This is a genomic window from Longispora fulva (genome assembly GCF_015751905.1).
In the GTDB taxonomy this organism is placed as follows: Bacteria; Actinomycetota; Actinomycetes; order Mycobacteriales; family Micromonosporaceae; genus Longispora; species Longispora fulva.
The window spans coordinates 1,762,704-1,780,122 of the sequence record NZ_JADOUF010000001.1 but is presented as its reverse complement, the minus strand read 5'-3'; the positions used below and the strand labels follow the sequence as shown (position 1 = coordinate 1,780,122).

Annotated in this window: 16 protein-coding genes; 7 read left to right on the top strand and 9 right to left on the bottom strand. The window is 72.1% G+C overall.

Going from position 1 to position 17,419, the window contains the following annotated elements; translation table 11 throughout:
* Window positions 1-95: 95 nt before the first annotated feature.
* The 4 genes from IW245_RS07715 to IW245_RS07700 all read right to left on the bottom strand — a co-directional run bounded on the left by IW245_RS07715 (window position 96) and on the right by IW245_RS07700 (window position 3,841).
* Window positions 96-1,232 carry an amidohydrolase gene (locus tag IW245_RS07715; protein WP_197002492.1) on the bottom strand — a complete coding sequence of 379 codons (1,137 nt, stop codon included), beginning with the start codon at window positions 1,230-1,232 and terminating at the stop codon, window positions 96-98.
* Between the two features lie 4 nt (window positions 1,233-1,236).
* Window positions 1,237-2,574: an MFS transporter gene (locus IW245_RS07710; RefSeq protein WP_197002491.1), complete on the bottom strand. Its 1,338-nt coding sequence runs from the start codon at window positions 2,572-2,574 to the stop codon at window positions 1,237-1,239.
* A complete protein-coding gene (locus tag IW245_RS07705) occupies window positions 2,574-3,314 on the bottom strand; it encodes a glycerophosphodiester phosphodiesterase family protein (protein ID WP_233472500.1) in 741 nt (246 codons plus the stop codon). Before IW245_RS07705 ends, IW245_RS07710 begins: the two co-directional genes overlap by 1 nt.
* Window positions 3,315-3,391: 77 nt before the next feature.
* Window positions 3,392-3,841, bottom strand: a complete 450-nt coding sequence (locus IW245_RS07700) for a hypothetical protein (protein WP_197002490.1) — start codon at window positions 3,839-3,841, stop codon at window positions 3,392-3,394.
* A 231-nt stretch (window positions 3,842-4,072) separates the two neighbouring features.
* Between IW245_RS07700 and IW245_RS07695 the strand changes: the two genes are divergently transcribed.
* Window positions 4,073-5,686 carry an Hsp70 family protein gene (locus tag IW245_RS07695; protein WP_197002489.1) on the top strand — a complete coding sequence of 538 codons (1,614 nt, stop codon included), beginning with the start codon at window positions 4,073-4,075 and terminating at the stop codon, window positions 5,684-5,686.
* Window positions 5,687-5,887: 201 nt separating this feature from the next.
* Window positions 5,888-6,193, top strand: a complete 306-nt coding sequence (locus IW245_RS07690; RefSeq protein WP_197002488.1) for a hypothetical protein — start codon at window positions 5,888-5,890, stop codon at window positions 6,191-6,193.
* 87 nt (window positions 6,194-6,280) lie between these two features.
* Here IW245_RS07690 and IW245_RS07685 read toward each other — a convergent pair whose 3' ends face one another.
* From IW245_RS07685 to IW245_RS07665, 5 genes are all read right to left on the bottom strand, one after another.
* Window positions 6,281-7,144: an AAC(3) family N-acetyltransferase gene (locus IW245_RS07685; RefSeq protein ID WP_197002487.1), complete on the bottom strand. Its 864-nt coding sequence runs from the start codon at window positions 7,142-7,144 to the stop codon at window positions 6,281-6,283.
* A gap of 132 nt (window positions 7,145-7,276) precedes the next feature.
* Window positions 7,277-7,720, bottom strand: coding sequence for a hypothetical protein (locus IW245_RS07680; protein WP_197002486.1), 444 nt, complete (start codon window positions 7,718-7,720; stop codon window positions 7,277-7,279).
* Between the two features lie 5 nt (window positions 7,721-7,725).
* Window positions 7,726-9,594 (bottom strand): dynamin family protein, encoded by a 1,869-nt coding sequence (locus tag IW245_RS07675; RefSeq protein ID WP_233472509.1) that lies wholly within the window; start codon window positions 9,592-9,594, stop codon window positions 7,726-7,728.
* Window positions 9,591-10,205, bottom strand: a complete 615-nt coding sequence (gene grpE / locus IW245_RS07670; protein WP_197002485.1) for a nucleotide exchange factor GrpE — start codon at window positions 10,203-10,205, stop codon at window positions 9,591-9,593. The genes IW245_RS07675 and grpE overlap by 4 nt, the downstream gene beginning before the upstream one ends.
* A 33-nt stretch (window positions 10,206-10,238) precedes the next feature.
* Complete coding sequence (locus IW245_RS07665; protein ID WP_197002484.1) at window positions 10,239-11,750, bottom strand: dynamin family protein; 1,512 nt, start codon at window positions 11,748-11,750, stop codon at window positions 10,239-10,241.
* Between the two features lie 103 nt (window positions 11,751-11,853).
* Here IW245_RS07665 and IW245_RS07660 point away from each other — a divergent pair, with 103 nt between their 5' ends.
* From IW245_RS07660 to IW245_RS07640, 5 genes are all read left to right on the top strand, one after another.
* Window positions 11,854-14,265, top strand: coding sequence for a helix-turn-helix transcriptional regulator (locus tag IW245_RS07660; RefSeq protein WP_233472511.1), 2,412 nt, complete (start codon window positions 11,854-11,856; stop codon window positions 14,263-14,265).
* On the top strand, window positions 14,262-14,771 hold the full coding sequence (locus tag IW245_RS07655) for a LuxR family transcriptional regulator (protein WP_197002482.1): 510 nt from the start codon (window positions 14,262-14,264) through the stop codon (window positions 14,769-14,771). Before IW245_RS07660 ends, IW245_RS07655 begins: the two co-directional genes overlap by 4 nt.
* A gap of 205 nt (window positions 14,772-14,976) precedes the next feature.
* Entirely contained in the window at window positions 14,977-15,576 is a 600-nt protein-coding gene (locus IW245_RS07650) for a hypothetical protein (protein ID WP_197002481.1), read from the top strand.
* Window positions 15,577-15,758: 182 nt separating this feature from the next.
* The gene (locus tag IW245_RS40405) at window positions 15,759-15,941 is read left to right on the top strand and encodes a hypothetical protein (protein WP_231398700.1); all 183 of its coding nucleotides are present in this window, start codon (window positions 15,759-15,761) and stop codon (window positions 15,939-15,941) included.
* Window positions 15,942-16,017: 76 nt separating this feature from the next.
* The gene (locus IW245_RS07640; protein WP_197002479.1) at window positions 16,018-17,415 is read left to right on the top strand and encodes a cytochrome ubiquinol oxidase subunit I; all 1,398 of its coding nucleotides are present in this window, start codon (window positions 16,018-16,020) and stop codon (window positions 17,413-17,415) included.
* The last annotated feature ends 4 nt before the right edge of the window (window positions 17,416-17,419 follow it).

The window sequence follows — 17,419 nt, the reverse complement described above, 5'->3', positions numbered from 1 at the left end:
AACTGGGAGAACCCCCGCCGGCGACCGCATACTGGCAGCAACCGATAGTTACGCACCGTAGTTGATAAGCATGGAAAAAAGAGGTTGATTCGCAATTATCTCGTTATCTGTAAAAAGAACGTTTTCGCGCTGTTGGCCAACGCCGCGACCCCCACGTCGAGCGTAGGGTTGATTTTCGGGGCAAATCTGGGTGAGTGGTTCGAGTCGCACTCACCGCCGCCCAGCAGCCAATACACCGACGGCACGCCGGCCGCCGCCCCGAACAGCCCGAAGTCCTCGCTGCCCGACGCCGGCCCCACCGCCGACACGGTCAGCCCCACCGCCCGGAAGCCCTCCGCGACCCGTTCAGTGGCCGCCGGCTCGTTCACGGTCAGCGGGAACGAGTTGTCCACGACCACCTCCGGCTCGCGGTCCGCGCCGGCGGCGGCCGCCTCCGCGCGGGCCAACCGGCCGATCGCCGCGTGCACCCGGTCGCGTACCCCCGGGTCGAAGGTCCGCACGCTCAGTCGCAGCTCCGCGTCGTCGGGGATGATGTTGCCCCGGGTACCGGCGTGCACCGCGCCGACCGTGACGACCGCCGACTCGGTGGCCGCCACCTCGCGGGACACGATGGTCTGCAGCCGCATGATCAGGGACGCGGCCATCAGCACCGGATCCACCGTGGTCTCCGGCCGAGACCCGTGCCCGCCCCGACCGTGCAGGACGATCCGGATACTGTCGGACGCGGCGAACGCCACCCCCGGGCAGTACGCCACGACCCCGGCGGGCAGCGGCGCGACGTGCTGCCCGAGGCACACGTCCGGGGTGCCGAACCGCTCGAACAGCCCGTCGGCGAGCATGGCCGCCGCCCCGCCCGCGCCCTCCTCGGCCGGCTGGAACACGGCCATCAGCGTGCCCAGCCACCCGTCGTCGGCCACGAGTGCGCGCACCGCGCCCAGCAGGCACGTCACGTGCACGTCGTGCCCGCAGGCGTGCATCACGCCCGGGTTCCGGCTGGCGTAGGGCAGCCCGGTGTCCTCCTCGACGGGCAACGCGTCCATGTCGGCGCGCAGCATCACCGTCGGGCCCTCGCCCCTGCGCAGCAGCCCGACGACCCCGGTGCCGGCGACGCCCTCGGTCACGTCGAGACCGAGGGCGCGCAGGTGCCCGGCGACGATGCCGGCCGTGCGGTGTTCGGCGAAGGACAGTTCGGGGTGCGCGTGCAGGTCGCGGTAGACCGCCTCGAGATCCATCGCCCTAAAGTACCTGCGGCGGCACGTTCCCCGAGGCGACGATCGCGCGGCGCATCGGCACGGCGAGCAGGGCGAAGAAACCGACGACGAAGAAGATCAGCAGCATGACGATGCCGGACCGGTAGTTGTGCGTGGACTGGTAGGTCAGGCCGAACACCAGGGGGCCGAGCCAGCTCATGCCCTTGTCGGCGAGGGCGTAGAAGCCGAAGTACTCGCCCTCCTTGCCCCGCGGGATCAGCTGGCTGAACAGCGACCGGCTCAGCGCCTGGCTACCGCCGAGCACCAGGCCCAGGGCCGCGCCGAGGAGCATGAACGCGACCGGGTTGTGCGCGGGCAGCCAGAACGCGGTCAGCACCACGCCGATCCACAGGATCAGGGACAGCAGCACGGTCTTCCATGCGCCGATCCGTTTGGCGAGCTGTCCGAGCGACAGCGCGCCGCCGAACGCCACGAACTGGATCACCAGGATCGTGGTGGCCAGGGTGCCGGTCTGAAGGCCCAGCTCCTCGGTCGCGTACAGGCTGGCCTGGGAGATGACGGTCTGGATGCCGTCGTTGTAGATCAGGTAGGCGCCGAGGAAGAACAGCGTCAGGGGGTACTTGCGCAGGTCGCGCAGCGTGTGCCCGAGCTGCTTGAACCCGGCCGTGAGCCGGTTGCCGCCGAGCTCGGCGAACTCGATCGGCGGCCGGTCGCGCAGCCTGACCAGGGACACGACCGTGAACAGGCCCCACCACACCCCGGCGGACACCATCACCCAGCGGGTGGAGGTGCCGGAGATGCCGAAGACGGTGAACGCCGCCAGGCACAGCGCCAGGTGCAGGCCGCCGCCGATGTAGCCGAGCGACCAGCCGATGCTGGACACCATGTCGCGTCTCTCGGGCGCGGCGAGCTGGGGCAGGAACGAGTTGTACACCACCGCCCCGGCGGACAGCCCCATCGTGGCGAGGATGAACAGCGCGCCGCCGAGCAGGTACCTGTCGCCGGTGACGAAGTAGAACCCGAACGTCGCCAGCACGCCGATGCCGGCGAACACGCCGAGGAGTTTGCGCTTGTGCGTGGACCGGTCGGCGATGGCGCCCACGACGGGCAGCGTGACCACGGACAGGATCACCGCGAGCGTGACCAGGTAGGGGTAGAACGAGCCGGCCGCGATCTTCAGGCCCAGCGGGTGCAGGTACCCGCCGGCGCACTTGTCGTCGGAGGAGGCGGTGCAGCCGGCGGCGACCTTGGCGATCCCCGTCAGGTACGGCGCGATGACCACGGCCGTGACCGTCGTGTAGAAGGCGTGGTCGGCCCAGCCGTAGAAGTACCAGCCGACGCGTTCGCGGCGCGTGCTTTCCATCAGTGCTCCGTCCAGAGGCCACGGTTGCGGTACACGTCGCGCAGCACGTCGACGCGGTCGGTCATGATCCCGTCCACCCCGAGATCGAGGAGCGCGTTGATCTGGGCGGCGTCGTCGATCGTCCAGACGTGCACCCGGATCCCACACTCGTGTGCCGTCTCGACGAACCGCTTGTTGACCACGGTTACCGGACCGTAGCGCACCGGAACCTGGGCCGCGATCCCCGCGGCGGGCTTTTTTCCCCGGAAACGCAGTCCGGCCACCTCGCGCGGGGTCAGCGACGTGGCGACCCCGGGCGCGGCGGCCCGGATCCGGAGCAGGCGGGCACCGTTGAACGTGGCGAGGAGTACCCGGTCATGGGCTCTGGCTCTGTCGATCGCCGCCACGGTCGCGCCGATCGCCGCCTCGGACTTCACGTCGATGTTGAGCCGCACGTCCGGCCACGCCGCCAGCAGCTCGTCGAGGCTCGGCACCGGTTCGGCGTCGACCCGCAGCTGGCGGATCTGCTCCCAGGTGCGGCCGGCGATGGTGCCGGGCTGGCCGGTGAGCCGGCGGGTGTCCGCGTCGTGGAAGACCACGGCCACCCCGTCGGAGCTGGCGTGCACATCGGTCTCCAGGTACCGGTAGCCGAGCGCGACCGCCCGCTCGAAGGCCGCCATGGTGTTCTCGGCGCCGGCCGCCGCCCCGCCCCGGTGGGCGAAGGCGATCGGCCCGGACTGGCCGGTCAGGTAAGGATGCACCGGGCCATTATGGTGTCCGGCAGCTGGCAGGGCCCCCGCCAGGGTTCGTTCCGGCGAGGGCCCTGCCTTGTGGCGTCCTACGGCACGGGTAGCGGCAACGGCAACCCGAGCGCCCCGAGAATGCTGGACAGGAGGTCCAGGACCGTCTGCAGCAGGCTCTGCAGCAGCGCGAGCGGATCGGGCAGCGGCAGCGGCAGCGGCAGGAGCCCGTCCTCGGCCGTGGCCGGGGTCGTGGCCGCCGCGGCCTGGGCGGGCAGGCACTGGCGGACGGTCAGGTCGGCGACCTTGCGGTCGGCGGCCTGGACCATGCCGGTGATCCCGGCGAGGTCCGGCGCCTCGGCCCGCAGTCCGGTGAGGGCGTCGGTGAGACTCCTGACTGCCTCGTTGGTCAGGTCCAGGCAGGTCACCTGCTCGTCGGGCCGCTCCTCGACGACGGCGGCGGCCACGCCGGACGCGGGCATCATGGCGAAGGTGGCCACAGCGGCCACCAGCGCCCCGACCAGCCTGATTCTTCGGGTACCGAACATCGTTCCTCCTCAGCGACGGAGCATGCCACCGGTAACCGCAACCGCGCAGTAACCGACATTTACGCACCGTATCTGAGAATCATCCGTGAATTCCTTTATTATATGGAATTGTCTCGTATTCGGGTTGGCTCGTCGTAGGCTGTAGTGTCGGGGCCGTTCCACTGTGCGCCGGCCATTGTGGTGCCCCGGCCGCTCGGGGGGCCGGTGGTGGGCACCCAGTAAGGTGCTTCCATGCGCGCCCTTGCCATCGACTTCGGCACCTCCAACACCGTCGCCATGCTGCGGACCCCCGACGGGCGGGTCCGCCCGCTGCTGTTCGACGGGTCCCCCCTGCTGCCGTCGGCGGTGTATCTGCAGCCCGACGGCCGGATCACCATCGGCAAGGACGCCGAGCGCAGCGCCCGGCTGGACCCGAGCCGCTTCGAGCCCAACCCGAAGCGCCGGATCGACGACGGCACGATCTTCCTCGGCGACCAGGAGATCCCGGTGCCCCGGGTGATGGCCTACGTCCTGGAGCAGGTGATGGCCGAGACCCGCCGCCAGCTGGGCGGGGACCCGGAGCAGGTGCGCATGACCCACCCGGCGCGGTGGGGCGAGCAGCGCCGCCGGCTGCTCCTGGAGGCCGCCCGGATCGCCGGCATGCCCCAGCCGCAGTTGATCCCCGAGCCGGTCGGCGCCGCGTCGTACTTCACGGCGGTGCTGGGTTCCGGCGTGCCCGTGGGCCGTTCCCTGGCCATCTACGACCTCGGCGGCGGCACGTTCGACGCCACTGTCGTGCGCCGCACCCAGACCGGGTTCGAGGTGCTCGCCGAGGAGGGCCTGGGTGACATCGGCGGCGTCGACTTCGACCACGCGATCATCGAGCACCTGGGCAACACGTACGAGGCGAGCCACAGTGACCTGTGGAAGCGTCTGATCAACCCGCAGGACGCCGGGGACCGCCGACACCGCCGGATGCTCTACGAGGACGTGCGCGGCGCGAAGGAGATGCTGTCGCGCACCTCCGCCGCCGACATCCACCTGCCGGCCCTGGAGGTCGACGCGCACCTGACGCGGGAGGAGCTGGAGGCGCTCATCCGGCCGTACCTGGAGCGCACCGTCACGTGTCTGGAGCGCACCGTCACCAACGCGCGGCTGGCCCCGAAGGACCTGGTCGGCATCTTCCTCGTCGGCGGCTCCAGCCGCATCCCCCTCGCCGCGCACCTCATCCACAGCGAGCTGTCGGTGGCCCCGACCACCCTGGAGCAGCCCGAGACGGTCGTCGTCGAGGGCGCGCTGTGCGTGGGCGGCGCCCCGACCACAGGGTTTCGGCCCCAGTCCGGCGCGCCCCGCCAGGTCGCCCCGCAGGCCCAGCGCATCGCCCCGCCGCAGCAGCAGCGCCCCAACCAGGGCCCGCCCCGGCCGATGGGCCCCCAGCAGCAGGTCCAGCGCCCGCCGATGCCGGCCCAGCAGGTCCAGCAGCGCCCGATCGCCCCGCCGCGCCCGCCGGTGATGGCCCCGCGTCCGCAGCAGCAGATGCCCCGGCCGCCGATGATGGCCCCGCAGGGCCAGGGTCCGCGTCCGCCGATGCCGCAGGCCCGTCCGGCGCAGCCCCAGCCCCAGCCGCAGGCCCGACCCGCGCAGCCGATGCCGCAGCCGCAACGTCCGGTGGCTCCGCCGCGGCCGCCGATGATGGCCCCGCAGCCGCAGCCGCAGCCGCAGCCGATGCCGACCCGGCCGATGCAGGTGCAGCAGGCGACGGCGGAGCCGCGGTGGTACAAGCAGCCCGGGCCGATGGTCATGATCATCGTGGCGGTGGTGGTGCTGGTGGGGTTCATCGGGGTGCTGGCGGTTTCCCTGCCGTAGGTTCGAGGGTCACGTGGCGGCGGTCGGCCCGGCCGCCGGTTCGTCGGGGTGCCGTCGGTCCTGCCGCGTTGGTGGCGTGGTGACGGTTCGCGGCCGGCGCGCGGTGAGCCGGGTATTGCTCCCCGGCCGTCGTCGGGGCCGCCGGCAGCAGTCGGGGCTGAAGGCCGGCCCGGGTCAGGCCGTTGTGGCAGGATTCCGGGTGTGGAAGCTTTCACCGTCCTCGTCGACGAGCTCGCCGGCCGGGGCGTCGCCGCCGGTCAGATGTTCGGCAAACCGACTCTGAAGAACGCCGACGGCAAGGCCCTGGCCTGTCTGTTCGGCGGGTCCGTGGCGTTCAGGCTCGTCGCGGGGACCGCGGAGCACGCCCGGGCGTTGGGGTTGGCGGGTGCTGAGCTGTTCGACCCGAGCGGCAAGGGGCGGGCCATGAAGGACTGGGTGCTGGTGCCGGGCGCGCACCGGGCGCATTTCGTGGAGTTCGCGACCGCGGCCCTCGACCGCCTGGCCTAACCCCATCATCGGGTACGCCGTGGCGCGTGCCGCCCCAGGATCGGATGCCGCCGGAACGTCCGGGGCACCCCGCACTAGGACCGGCGGCTACCCGAGGTGGTGTGGCCGCTGGGCGGCGTCGGCCGCGAGGAGTCCGGTCAGTGCCCGGGTGGCGAACGCGACGAGCGGCCGGATGGGCAGCAGGCGGCAGGGTGCGGCCCCGACCATGACCTCGCGGATACCCCACTGTCGCTCGAACGCGGCGCCGACGGTCGGAAAGTGGGTGCCGTTGTCGTTGGCGACGTCGGTGGTCTCGACCCAGACGCGTTCGCCGTCGACGACGAGCGGGAAGCGGCGGACGCGGAGGCGGCGGTTCGGGGCGAGGGTTTCGGCGTGGTGCAGGAACGTGTCGCGGTCGTGGCCGACACCGAGGAGCAGGATGTGCCCGTCGAGGTCGTGCAGCCGGCCGAACGGGGTTCCGGGGCCGAGGGCGAAGTTGAGGGGGTGGCGGGACACGATGTCGGCGGCGTGGGCGCCGATGGCGGCGACGGACACCTTCGGGTGGGTGCTGCGGAGGCTGTCGGGCAGGGTGCGCACGGCCTCGGGGATGGCGCCCATGGTGGTGGGCAGGGCTGGGTGGAAGACGGGTACCCGCGCGCGCAGGGCCACGACCATGTCCCCGGACGCGCCAGGGTGGTCGCCGGCCGGGTCGCGGACCTGTTCGGTGAAGGCGGGGGTGACGAGCGTGCCGGCGGGTCCGAGCGCGGCGCGGAGGCTGGCGACGACCGTGCCGGCCCCGCCCGTGACGTGTCCGAGGCTCGACAGCGACGAGTGCACGATCAGGGCCATGCCGGCGCGGATCCCGACCGCGCGCCAGCCCTCGACCAGGTCGCTGACCGTCAGGCCATCCGTGCGCGGGGTGCGTCGTGGCCGGGGCGACGTCTCCTCCGAGCCGGGTGGTGTGGTCGCCATGGTGGGCACTCCCTGTCAGGGGCGGCCACACTCGCCGGGACGGTTCCCCTGAAGGGGCCCCGCCGTCCGGCCCCGGTGTCACCGCCGCGCGCCGGGCGAGGTGCCTGGCGTAACCGTCGGATGGTGTTTCGGTCAGTTGTCGGGGCGCCACCAGCGGGCCAGGGAACTGGTCGCCGGGTCCTCGGAGTTCTCCAGGGTCGTCCACGGGTCGGCGTCGGTGGCGTCGACCCCGTCGTAGGCGAGGAGTTCGGACACCGGTGGGGTCTCCATGGCCGGTTCGTAGCCGCCGGTGCCGCCGAGGCTCGTCGGGTCGGTCCACGGGAACCCGTCGACCGGTTCGGGGGTTTCGAAGTCCAGGGCGGGTGGGAACACGTCGGAGGGCCCGCCGTCGTCGTCGCCGTAGGGCACCTCGTCGGTGAGGTCGTGGTGGGCGCCGAGGTCGGTGGTGTCGGGCTCCTCGTGGTGGGCGTGCGGGTCGTCGTGGGCGTCCCAGGTGCCGTCCAGGTGGGGCTCGTAGGCGTGCTCGTACCCGTCGGGTCCGTGTTCGCCCCCGTCGGGCCACTCCTCGTGTTCCACTGCCGTTACTCCTTGGCTTCGGCGGGGCCGGCGGGGGTGATGGACCGCATCCGCACGAGCACCTCGTCGAGCTGTTTGAGGCGGGCGCGCAGGGCCTCGCGTTCGCCGGTGAGGGTCGTGCGGCGCTTGGCCCGGCTGGCCTTGTCCTCGGCCATGGACTTGTCGATGTCGGCGATGTGGTCGTCGAGCTGCTTGAGGCGGCGTTCGATGGCGTCGTCGAGGGCGAGGGTGAGCGCGTACTGCAGGTCGGTGAACCGGTGCATGATCTCATCGGACAGGGCGGCGCGGGCCTCGCCGAGGACCTCGCGCAGCCACACCTTGGCCTGCTGCTTGTCGCCCTGCACCTTCTTGCGGTACAGCATGAACGCGCCGGCGGCCAGGCCGAGGGCGATGCCGACCCCGGGGATGATCAGTCCGCCGCCGACGACGCTGCCGACGCCCATCGCGCCGACGCCGGCCATCGCGCCCCGGCCGGCCATCATGGCCATGCCCGCCGTGGAGGTGAGCAGCATCAGGCCGTCCTGGCCGCCCTCGCGGCGCGGCTTGGTGGCGATGGCGTGCCGCAGCCGGGCGTTGAGCCGGCGCAGCACCTGACCCAGCTCCTGCTGGGTGAACACCTGGGCCAGGATCCGCTCACCGATCTTGCGGAACCTGAACTCCAGGTCCTGCGACAGCCGGATCGACAACGCCTGCAACGCCTTGTCGATGTCGCCGGGCAGCGCCTTGACCGTGGCGGCGTTCCCCTTCTCGATCTTGGTGAGGTACTCCTCCTGCAGCTTCGACACGTACGTGCGCAGCAGGCCGGTGGCGTCCACCCGCGCCCGGGACGTCTCGGTGCTCAGGGCCAGTGACCACTGCTTGGACTCCGACCGCTTCCGCGAAGCGATCTTCGTGCGCTCGTCCTTGGCGCGCTGCGCGTCGGCCGGGTCGGGGTCGGTGGACTTGAGCTTGTCGCCGATGCCGATGTCGAGGCGGACGAGTTCGCTGCGCAGGGTGCGCAGGATGTTCGTCTGCTGCAGCAGGTGGCCCTTTCCGGCGAGTTCGACGAGGGCGTGTTGCAGTTCGCCGACCCGGGACTCCTTGACCAGTTCCTTGCCGGCGTCGCCCTTGAGCGTCATGGCCAGCTCCGCCAGCCGCGCGGAGACCGGGTAGAACGGGGCGGCTCCGAACCGGGGGGCGTGGGCCTGCAGGTGGGCGCGGTTGTCGTCGAGGATGGTGCGCCAGCCGGGGTAGGCGTCCACCTTCGTCAGCGCGAAGATCACGAAGTTGATCCGCTTGCTGGCCTCCAGCAGGAAGTCCAGTTCGGGTTTGGAGAACGGCGAGGACGCGTCGACGACGAACAGCAGGGCCGTGGCCCGCTCGACGGCGTCGAGGGCGATCTCGGCGTGCAGCGAGTCCAGCCCGCCGACGCCGGGGGTGTCCACCAGGGTCAGGTACTTCAGCAGCGGCGCCGGGTGGGTGACCTCGATCCGCCGGGGCGGGCGCATCCCGTCGGGCAGGTTGCCCAGCACGGTGCCCCAGTCGCGCAGGTCCCCGACCGACAGGGTGATCGGCATCTCGTGCCCGGGGACGTGCGCGCGGACGGCGGCCCGTTCGGCGTGGGAGAACTCCAGGTACGACGACGTGGCCACCGCCGCGTCGACCGGGGACAGGTTCGGCACCCCGACGAGGGCGTTGGTCAGCGAACTCTTGCCCCGTTTGGTCTCGCCGACGACGACGATGGACGGCCGGCCCAGTTCCCGGCGGCGGACGGCGTCCATGTCGGCGGCGGCGTCGGGGTCGACCTTGCGCAGGAACGCCAGGCCGCCGTCGATGGTGGTCTTGAGCATCTTGCCCAGGTCGGGTTTGGCGGGCGCGCCCGCCGGGGCGGTCACTGGCCGTCCCGGTAGACGGTGACGACGGGGGCGCGCAGCACGGAGCCGCGGTCGCTGTAGCCGGGGACCTCGACGGCGGCGATCAGGCCGGCCTTGCCGGGGTCAGGCGACGCGGCCGAGCCGCCGGCCTCGTGCTGGGCCGGGTCGAACGGCACCCCGACGGGGCTGACGGTGGCGACGCCGACCTCCGACAGGGCCCAGCCGAGCCGGTCGGCGATGGCCTTGCTGTTGGCCCGGTCGCGCACGTACACGCACGTCTTGACGAGGGTGTCGCGTTCGACCTCCAGGGCCGCGACCCGGCCGTTGTCGACGGCGACGCTGGGCACCGCCACGGCGGCCGGCGGGCGGACGAACGCGGTGACGACGAGCACGACCCCGCCGGCGACGGCGGCGCCCACGAACCCGGCGACGGCCGGGACCGGGGCGAACCCGTCGGGCTCGCAGCTGGTGTCCTCGTGCTTGAGGGGGCCGATCTCGCCGGGGCGGTTCTCAGCCGTCATGACGGTCGTGCACTGTTCGCCACCGCCGGTGAGGCCGGCCAGGATGCCGGTGAGGACGGCCACGAACGCCGCGACGCCGGCGGCGATGGCACGGAGACTGCTGGGGGACATCGCTTCTCCTGGAAAAGGGGTGGGTCGGATCTGCTAGCTGTAGGCTGCCTGGCCGCGCATGCGCTGCGACAGCAGGTGAAAACCCCGGTGGGCGACGAGGGCGACGCGCGACTGGGCGGGGCTGGCGCCGGCGACGGCGAAGGCCCGCCACCGGCTGGCGGCCTGCAACGCGGCGTCGGCGAGATGCTGCTGGGGCGCGCCGGGCAGGTTGAGGATCCAGCCCGGGTCCGTCGACAACGCGAGCCTGGTCAGCTCGCCTTCCATCTGGTCGGGCAGGTCCACGGCGCCGGTGGTGACGAGCTGGGCGACCTCCAGGAGCCGCAGCCGGTGGTACTCCGGCTCCTGCAGCACCCTTTCGATCGCGTCGCGGAGCAGTTCACGGTCACGCGGCTGGGCGGCGTGGCTGGCGATCTTCTCCAGGCTCGACAGGGCCCAGCCGGCCTTGATGGCGTCGGTGCGCCACCTGAACGTCTCCTCCAGGGTCTGGCGCAGCCGGGCGATGCCGGAGGCCGCCAGGAGCATGCGCAGCAGTTCACCGGTGGCGAGCTGGGGCTGGGCGGTCAGGGCCGCGATCGCGTACCCGATGCCGTAGAGGTCCAGCAGGCGCAGGAGGCGGGTGCGTTGCTCGGCGTCGATGACGCACTCGCGGGTGGCGAACAGGTCCACCGACGCCAGCAGGACGAGGCGTTCGGATTCGGGGAGGCGGGCCAGTTCGCGCAGAGCCTCGCAGTCGGCGGCGGTGAGCCGGCCGGCCTCGGTGGTCTCGGCGAGCAACCCGATGACGGGTACGACATCCGACACGACCCGGCGCAGCACCCGCCGCTGGTCGGTGGCCAGGGCCGCGGCCACCCCCCACGGGTCGGTGCCGGCGCCGGCGAGCTTGTCGACCTTGTTGAACAGGCCCACCGAGTTGATCGGGTTGCTCGACAGCCGCGACGACATGGACCGAAACGACTCCAGGGCCTGCACGTCGTCCTCGCGCACACTCTGGGTGAACACGTAGATGATCGCCTCGGCCCCCGACAGGGCGCCGGCGGAGTCGGGGTCGATGTCGTCGTCGATGGGGGCCTCGTTGAACAGGAACCGCCGGGTACCGGCCGACACGGACGTGTTCGTCGACGACAGGCCCGGGGTGTCCACGACGGTCAGGTCACGCAGCCGGTCACTGGTCAACGTGACATCCACGTAGGCGATGTCGTGCGACGGCACGCCGAGGCGCTGCGGGATCATGCCCAGGTCGTCCAGGGGCAGGCTGGCGCGGCTGCCGTCGCGGCGCACGACGTCGACCCGGTCGGAGGTGCCGTAGCGGAACTGGGTGACGACCCGGGTGCACTCGCCGACCTCGGTCTGCGCGACGCGGCGGCCGATCAGGGAGTTGACCAGGGTGGACTTGCCGGCTTTCAACCGGCCGGCGATCGCCACCCGCAGGGGTTCGTCGAGACGTCGCTGCACGTCGAGGAGCTGCGCGCGGGTCGGACCTCCGATGCGTGCGGCGGCGTCCACGCAGATGCCCGCCACTCTCGCGCTCAATGGTCCCGACGTCATGTACCGCCCCTTCCTCCGTTGGCCTGGACACCACAGGCCACACTACGAATACTCTGCCTTGGCAGGATCACATGTTCGTGCCACCTCGGGAGGTGCCCCCGCAGTGCTCGCCCCGCCCGACATCCTGACCCATCTTGTCGAGCCGGGCCTCGTCGTGCTCACCGGCGGCCCGGGAAGTGGGCGCAGTACGACGCTGGGTCGCGTCAGTGCGGGCTTCGCCGGACCGGTGCTGTCCGGTGGTGGCCTGGCGATCCTATGCGGTACGCCGGCGCTGCCCCTCACCCGTGCCGTCCGTGCGCGGCTGCCCGCCGACGATCCGGCGCTGCTCGCCGAAGCCGTGCGGTCCCGGGTGGCCGGTGGCCTGCTGGTTCTCGACGATCTGCAGTGGGCGGACGTCGTCACGCTCGACGCGTTGCCGCTGATCAGTGCCCATGTCCGGGTCCTGGTGGCGCTGCGCACCCCGCACCGGTTACCCGACGGCGCCGAGGACCGGCTACGCTCCGCCGCCACCGCGTGGCTGACGGTGCCGGCTCTGTCGGTCGCCGAGGCCACCGACCTGGCCATGGCCACCGCCCCCGGCCTGTCAGGCCCCGAGGTGGCGGCGGTCGTCGCGCGCGCCGGTGGCCTGCCCCTGGCCGTGCGCGCCCTCGCCCGCTCCGGCGGGGCCGGAACTCGCGACGACATGGCCTACGTCGTCGCCGAGGCCGTCGCCGACCTGACCCGCCCGGCCCGCACCGCCCTGGCGGCCCTGGGCCTGCTGGGCCGCCCCGCCGAACCCGACCTCCTCGGCGGCGGCCTGGCCGAGCTGACGGCCGCGGACCTCGTGACCGTCCGCGACGGCGCGGCCGCCCCCACCTCCCCGTACGTCGCCGAGGTCGCCGCCGGCGCCCTGGACCCCACCGAACGCCGCGCCCTGCACCAGCGCCTCGCCGAACTCACCGAGGGCCTGGAGGCCGCCCGGCACCTGGCCGCCGCCGGCGACCCCGACGCGGCCTGCGAACGCGCCCAACTCGCCGCCGAGTTCGCCGACTCCGCCGCCGCCCGCGCCGAGGCACTCCTGCTCGCCGCGTCCCTGACCACCGACCCGGCCGTGCGCACCGCGGCGGCGCGCGCGGCCCTGACCGTGGGCCGCCCCGCCGCGGCCCTGGCCGTGGCACCCGCAGACGCCGTCGCCGTGCGCGCGGAGGCCCACCTGCAGTCCGGCGACCCCCGCACCGCCCTGGCCGTCCTCGACGCCGAAGCGGGCGACGAGGCCGCCTCCGGCCTGGCCGAAGCGGGTGACCGGGCAGCCCCCGGCCGGACCGGCCCACCCGGCCCGACGGCTCCCGGCGGTGAGGACCCCGACGCCCTGCGGGTGCGGATCCTGGCCACCCTCGCCGTCGACCCGTCCGCCGCCCCGGCCCTGCTGACCGGCCTGCCGGCGACCCCCGACGACCCGGGCCTGCGCGCCGCCGTGGCCGCCGTCGCCGCGCACCGCCGCGACCACGGCTGGGAGTACGCCCTGGCGTCGGCCGCCACCGCCGCCGGCGCGTCCGGCGACGCCCTGTCCGCGCGCTGGTGCGCCTGGCAACTCGTCTGCACCCTCGTCGCCGACGGCCGGCTCACCCAGGCCCGCGACACCGCCCGGTCCGCGGCGGCGGCGTGCGCCGTGGAGGTGGCCTACTCCTGGCAGTCCCGGTTCGTCGCCATCGAACTGTGGTGCGCGGCCCTGTCGGGCACGGGCCTGGACGACGTGGCCCGCCGCGCCGTGGAACTGGCCGACCGCACCCTGCCGGCCGTGGCGCGCGGCTACGCCCTGTCGGCGGCTGCCCTTGCCGAGGCCGACGCCGGACTGACCCGGTCGGCCCGGTCGCGACTGGACGGCGTGTCGGTGCCGGACTCTCCTGTGGACTGGGTGGCCGCGGAGGCCGCGTGGCTCGACGGCCAACCCGACCTGGCCCTCGCGGCGGGGGACACCCTGGGCCCGCTGCTGCCGGGCCTGCGGCGGATCACCGCGCACTGGGCCCGCCTGGACGGCGCGGGCGGCACCCCGCCGCCGGACGCGCCCGCCGGTCCGCCACCCGTCGCCGAGACCCTCGCCGCGTGGGCCGGCCGCCCGGACCGGTTTACCGGCGCGGCTCAGGCGTGGCGGGCGGTGGCGGTGCGTGAGGAGGTGCGGTGTCTGCTCGCCCTCGGTCTGTTGAGCGCCGACCCGGCCGTGGCCGTGCCCCCACTGTTGGCCGCCGAGGCGCTGGCGACCTCCTCAGGCATGGTGCTTCTGGCCGGGCGGGCGCGGGTGGGTCTGCGTCGGCACGCGGTCCGCAGGGACCCGCGGGGACCTCAGAGTGACGGTTCGCTCACCCAGCGCGAGAGACAGGTGCTGGAGCTCGTCGCCCAGGGTGAACCGACGAGGCGGATAGCTAGCGTTCTGGGTGTCTCACGCGAGACAGTAGAGACCCACATCCGTGCGGGGATGCGTAAGTTGGGTGCCCGGACTCGCACCGAGGCCGCGGCACGCTGTCTGGAGGTGCTGTGAACCGACCTCGGTACGTCGTCGGCACCGGTGCGGACGCGACGACGGTCCTGCGTCGGCTCGCGCGCGAGGGCTGGCGCACCCGGGAAAGTTTCGCGTTACCGGAGGCCGCCTGGGACGTCTCCGACGCCCGCCTGGTGCTGTTCGGCCGGATCATCGACGTGGAGACCGTCCGGCTGGCGGTGCTGGCCGCCGCGCGGGGCGCGGGCGTGGTGGCCGTGATCGAGTGCGAATCCGACCTGGGTCGCGCACTTCTGGCCGATCTGAGTCGGGTGGGGCCTGTCGTGCGCGGTGTCGAGGACGGTACTTCCGACGCCCTACCTCTGTCCGAAGAGCAGTGCCAACTGCTCGAACGGCTGGCCAACGGCGAAACCATCGCGGCGGCCGCGGCGGCGGAGTACCTGTCGTTACGCACTGCCAACAGGCGCATCGCCCAGGCCCGTGACGCCCTCGGGGTGACCACCACCCGTGAAGCTGTTTTGGCATATATCCGCCGCAGACGCAGATAGTGTCCCGTTTTCAGTTATCCAGTTGTTGTCAAACCCACGTTCCCGCAGGTCGCGGCCGTTATGGTTCTCTGTCTATGGTTGCTCGATGCGACATAGACAACCCCCCGCGTCGTCGGGCCGTCACCGTCGGCTCGTCGAAACCTTCGGCCCCCGTATTGTCGCGGGAGCCTGTGTTCTGTCAGTGGCCGGTGGCCTGTTCCTCCCCATGGGCGGACTGCAGAAGACTTCCGTTCGGTCGGACATCGTGGCCCAGGCCGCCACCGGGGACGTCGCCCGCGACGTACCCCAGAAGGCCTCCCGGGGCATGGACCGCTCCGCCCCTCAGGCGGCGGCCCCGGCCCAGCAGGCGGCCCCCCAGGGCCCCCTCCTGCACGTGACCCCCGTCGGGGGCCTGTCCCAGGCGCAGATGGACAACGCGGCGATCATCGTGGCAGTCGGCGGGAAGATGTACCTGCCGGCCGAGGCCAAGATCGCCGCCGTCATGTGCTCCCTGCAGGAGACCCGGCTGCTCAACCTCGCCAGTGGCGTGCTGCCGGACTCCCTGGCCCTGCCCAACCAGGGTGTGGGCTGGGACCACGACTCCGTGGGCCTCTTCCAGCAGCGTCCCAACTGGGGCACCGTGCCCGAGCTGCTGAACCCGGAGTACGCGGCCACCGCCTTCTACAAGGTCCTGGTGACCATCCCCAACTGGTGGGCGATGCCGCTGACCTACGCCATCCAGTCGGTGCAGGTCTCCGCCTTCCCCGAGGCGTACGCCAAGCACGAGGCCCTCGCGCGGCAGATCGTGACCGCTCTGCGCGCCTGATACGGTCTGTGGTCGTGGTGACCGCTATGGCCAGTAGAGCCCGGTGCACGTGGTGCGGAAGCACACTGCCGTCCCGGGCGGGCCTCGGCCGCCCCCGCCTGTACTGTGCCCAGTCCTGCCGCCAGCGCGCGTACGAACAGCGCACGCTGGCGGCGAGGGCTGGGCTTCCGCCGGATGCGGTGGTGGTCAGCCGGGCCGAGCTCGACCATCTGCAGGATCGCCTGTTCGCCCTGCGGTGCGCCGTGTCCGATGCGACAGTGATTCTCGACGAATCGGCGTCGGTCGGGGAGCTGCGGGGAGTGTTGGAGCAGGTCAAAGCCGCCGCGGGGGAGCTGGACCGCTTGTGGGTGACCCCGCGCGACTGACCCATCTTCTACGCGTCGTAGAATCTTCTACGACGCGTAGAGGTTCCGTGGGGAGCCTCGCGGATGGGGGACTCACGTGGACACACTCGACCTCGCCCGGTGGCAGTTCGGCATCACCACCGTCTACCACTTCCTGTTCGTACCCCTCACGATCGGTCTGATCTTCCTCGTCGCCGGCCTGCAGACCGCCTGGCACCGCACCGGCGACGACAAATGGCTCAAGCTCACCAAGTTCTACGGCAAGATCTTCCTCATCAACTTCGCCATGGGCGTCGTCACCGGCATCGTGCAGGAATTCCAGTTCGGCATGAACTGGTCGGACTACTCCCGCTTCGTCGGCGACGTCTTCGGCGCGCCCCTCGCGATCGAGGGCCTGGTCGCCTTCTTCCTCGAGTCCACCTTCCTCGGACTGTGGATCTTCGGCTGGGACCGGCTCCCCAGACACCTGCACCTCGCCGCCATCTGGGCCGCGGCCATCGGCACCGCCCTGTCGGCCTACTTCATCCTCGCCGCCAACTCCTTCATGCAGTGGCCCGTCGGCTTCACCTACAACCCGGCCACCCAGCGCGCCGAACTCACCGACTTCCCCGCGGTCCTCACCAACAAGGTCGTCCTGGCGACCCTCCCGCACACCCTCGCCGCCTGCATGCTCACCGGCGGCGGCCTCGTCCTCGGCGTCGCCCTCTACCACCTCGTCCGCGGCCGCGACACCGACAAGCCCGCCTTCCGCAGCGCCGCCAAACTCGGCGCCTGGACCATGATCGTCGCCTTCGCCGCCGTCGCGATCAGCGGCGACCAACTCGGCAAGGTCATGACCGAGACCCAACCCATGAAGATGGCCGCCGCCGAAGCCCTCTACCGCACCGAGAAACCCGCCAGCTTCTCCATCGTCACCATCGGCACCCTCGACGGCACCGAAGAGGTCTGGGCACTCACCGTCCCCAACCTGCTGTCCTTCCTCGGCACCGGCAGCTTCGACGGCGAGGTCAAAGGCATCAACAACCTCCAAGCCGACTACCGCGCCACCTACGGCCCCGGCGACTACGCCCCCGTCATCCCCGTCACCTACTGGGGCTTCCGCGCCATGATCGGCTTCGGCGCCTTCGGAACCGCCATCGCACTCCTGACCCTGTGGACACTGCGCAGAGGACGCACCCCCACGTCGACGTGGCTGCTGCGCGCCGGCCTCGTCCTGCCCCTGCTGCCCCTCGCCGCCAACTCCGCAGGCTGGATCTTCACCGAGATGGGCCGGCAACCCTGGGCCGTGTTCGGACTCCTCAAAACCGCCGCCGCCGTCTCACCGTCCGTCTCCACCGGCGAGGTCATCACCTCCCTGACCGTGTTCACCCTCCTCTACGGCACCCTCGCCGTCATCGAAACCCGCCTCGTGCTCAAGACCGCCAGCGCCGGCCTCCCCGACGCCGCACCGCCCAGCCAGAAAACCGACGACGACCAACTCGCCTTCGCGTACTAAGGGG

Bases quoted from the DNA above. Each gene is read 5' to 3' on its own strand.
- IW245_RS07685 (WP_197002487.1), bottom strand. From the start codon at position 7,144: ATGGCGACCACACCACCCGGCTCGGAGGAGACGTCGCCCCGGCCACGA.
- IW245_RS07650 (WP_197002481.1), top strand. From the start codon at position 14,977: ATGGGCGGACTGCAGAAGACTTCCGTTCGGTCGGACATCGTGGCCCAG.
- IW245_RS07715 (WP_197002492.1), bottom strand. From the start codon at position 1,232: ATGGATCTCGAGGCGGTCTACCGCGACCTGCACGCGCACCCCGAACTG.
- IW245_RS07710 (WP_197002491.1), bottom strand. From the start codon at position 2,574: ATGGAAAGCACGCGCCGCGAACGCGTCGGCTGGTACTTCTACGGCTGG.
- IW245_RS07695 (WP_197002489.1), top strand. From the start codon at position 4,073: ATGCGCGCCCTTGCCATCGACTTCGGCACCTCCAACACCGTCGCCATG.
- IW245_RS07700 (WP_197002490.1), bottom strand. From the start codon at position 3,841: ATGTTCGGTACCCGAAGAATCAGGCTGGTCGGGGCGCTGGTGGCCGCT.
- IW245_RS07665 (WP_197002484.1), bottom strand. From the start codon at position 11,750: ATGACGTCGGGACCATTGAGCGCGAGAGTGGCGGGCATCTGCGTGGAC.
- grpE (WP_197002485.1), bottom strand. From the start codon at position 10,205: ATGTCCCCCAGCAGTCTCCGTGCCATCGCCGCCGGCGTCGCGGCGTTC.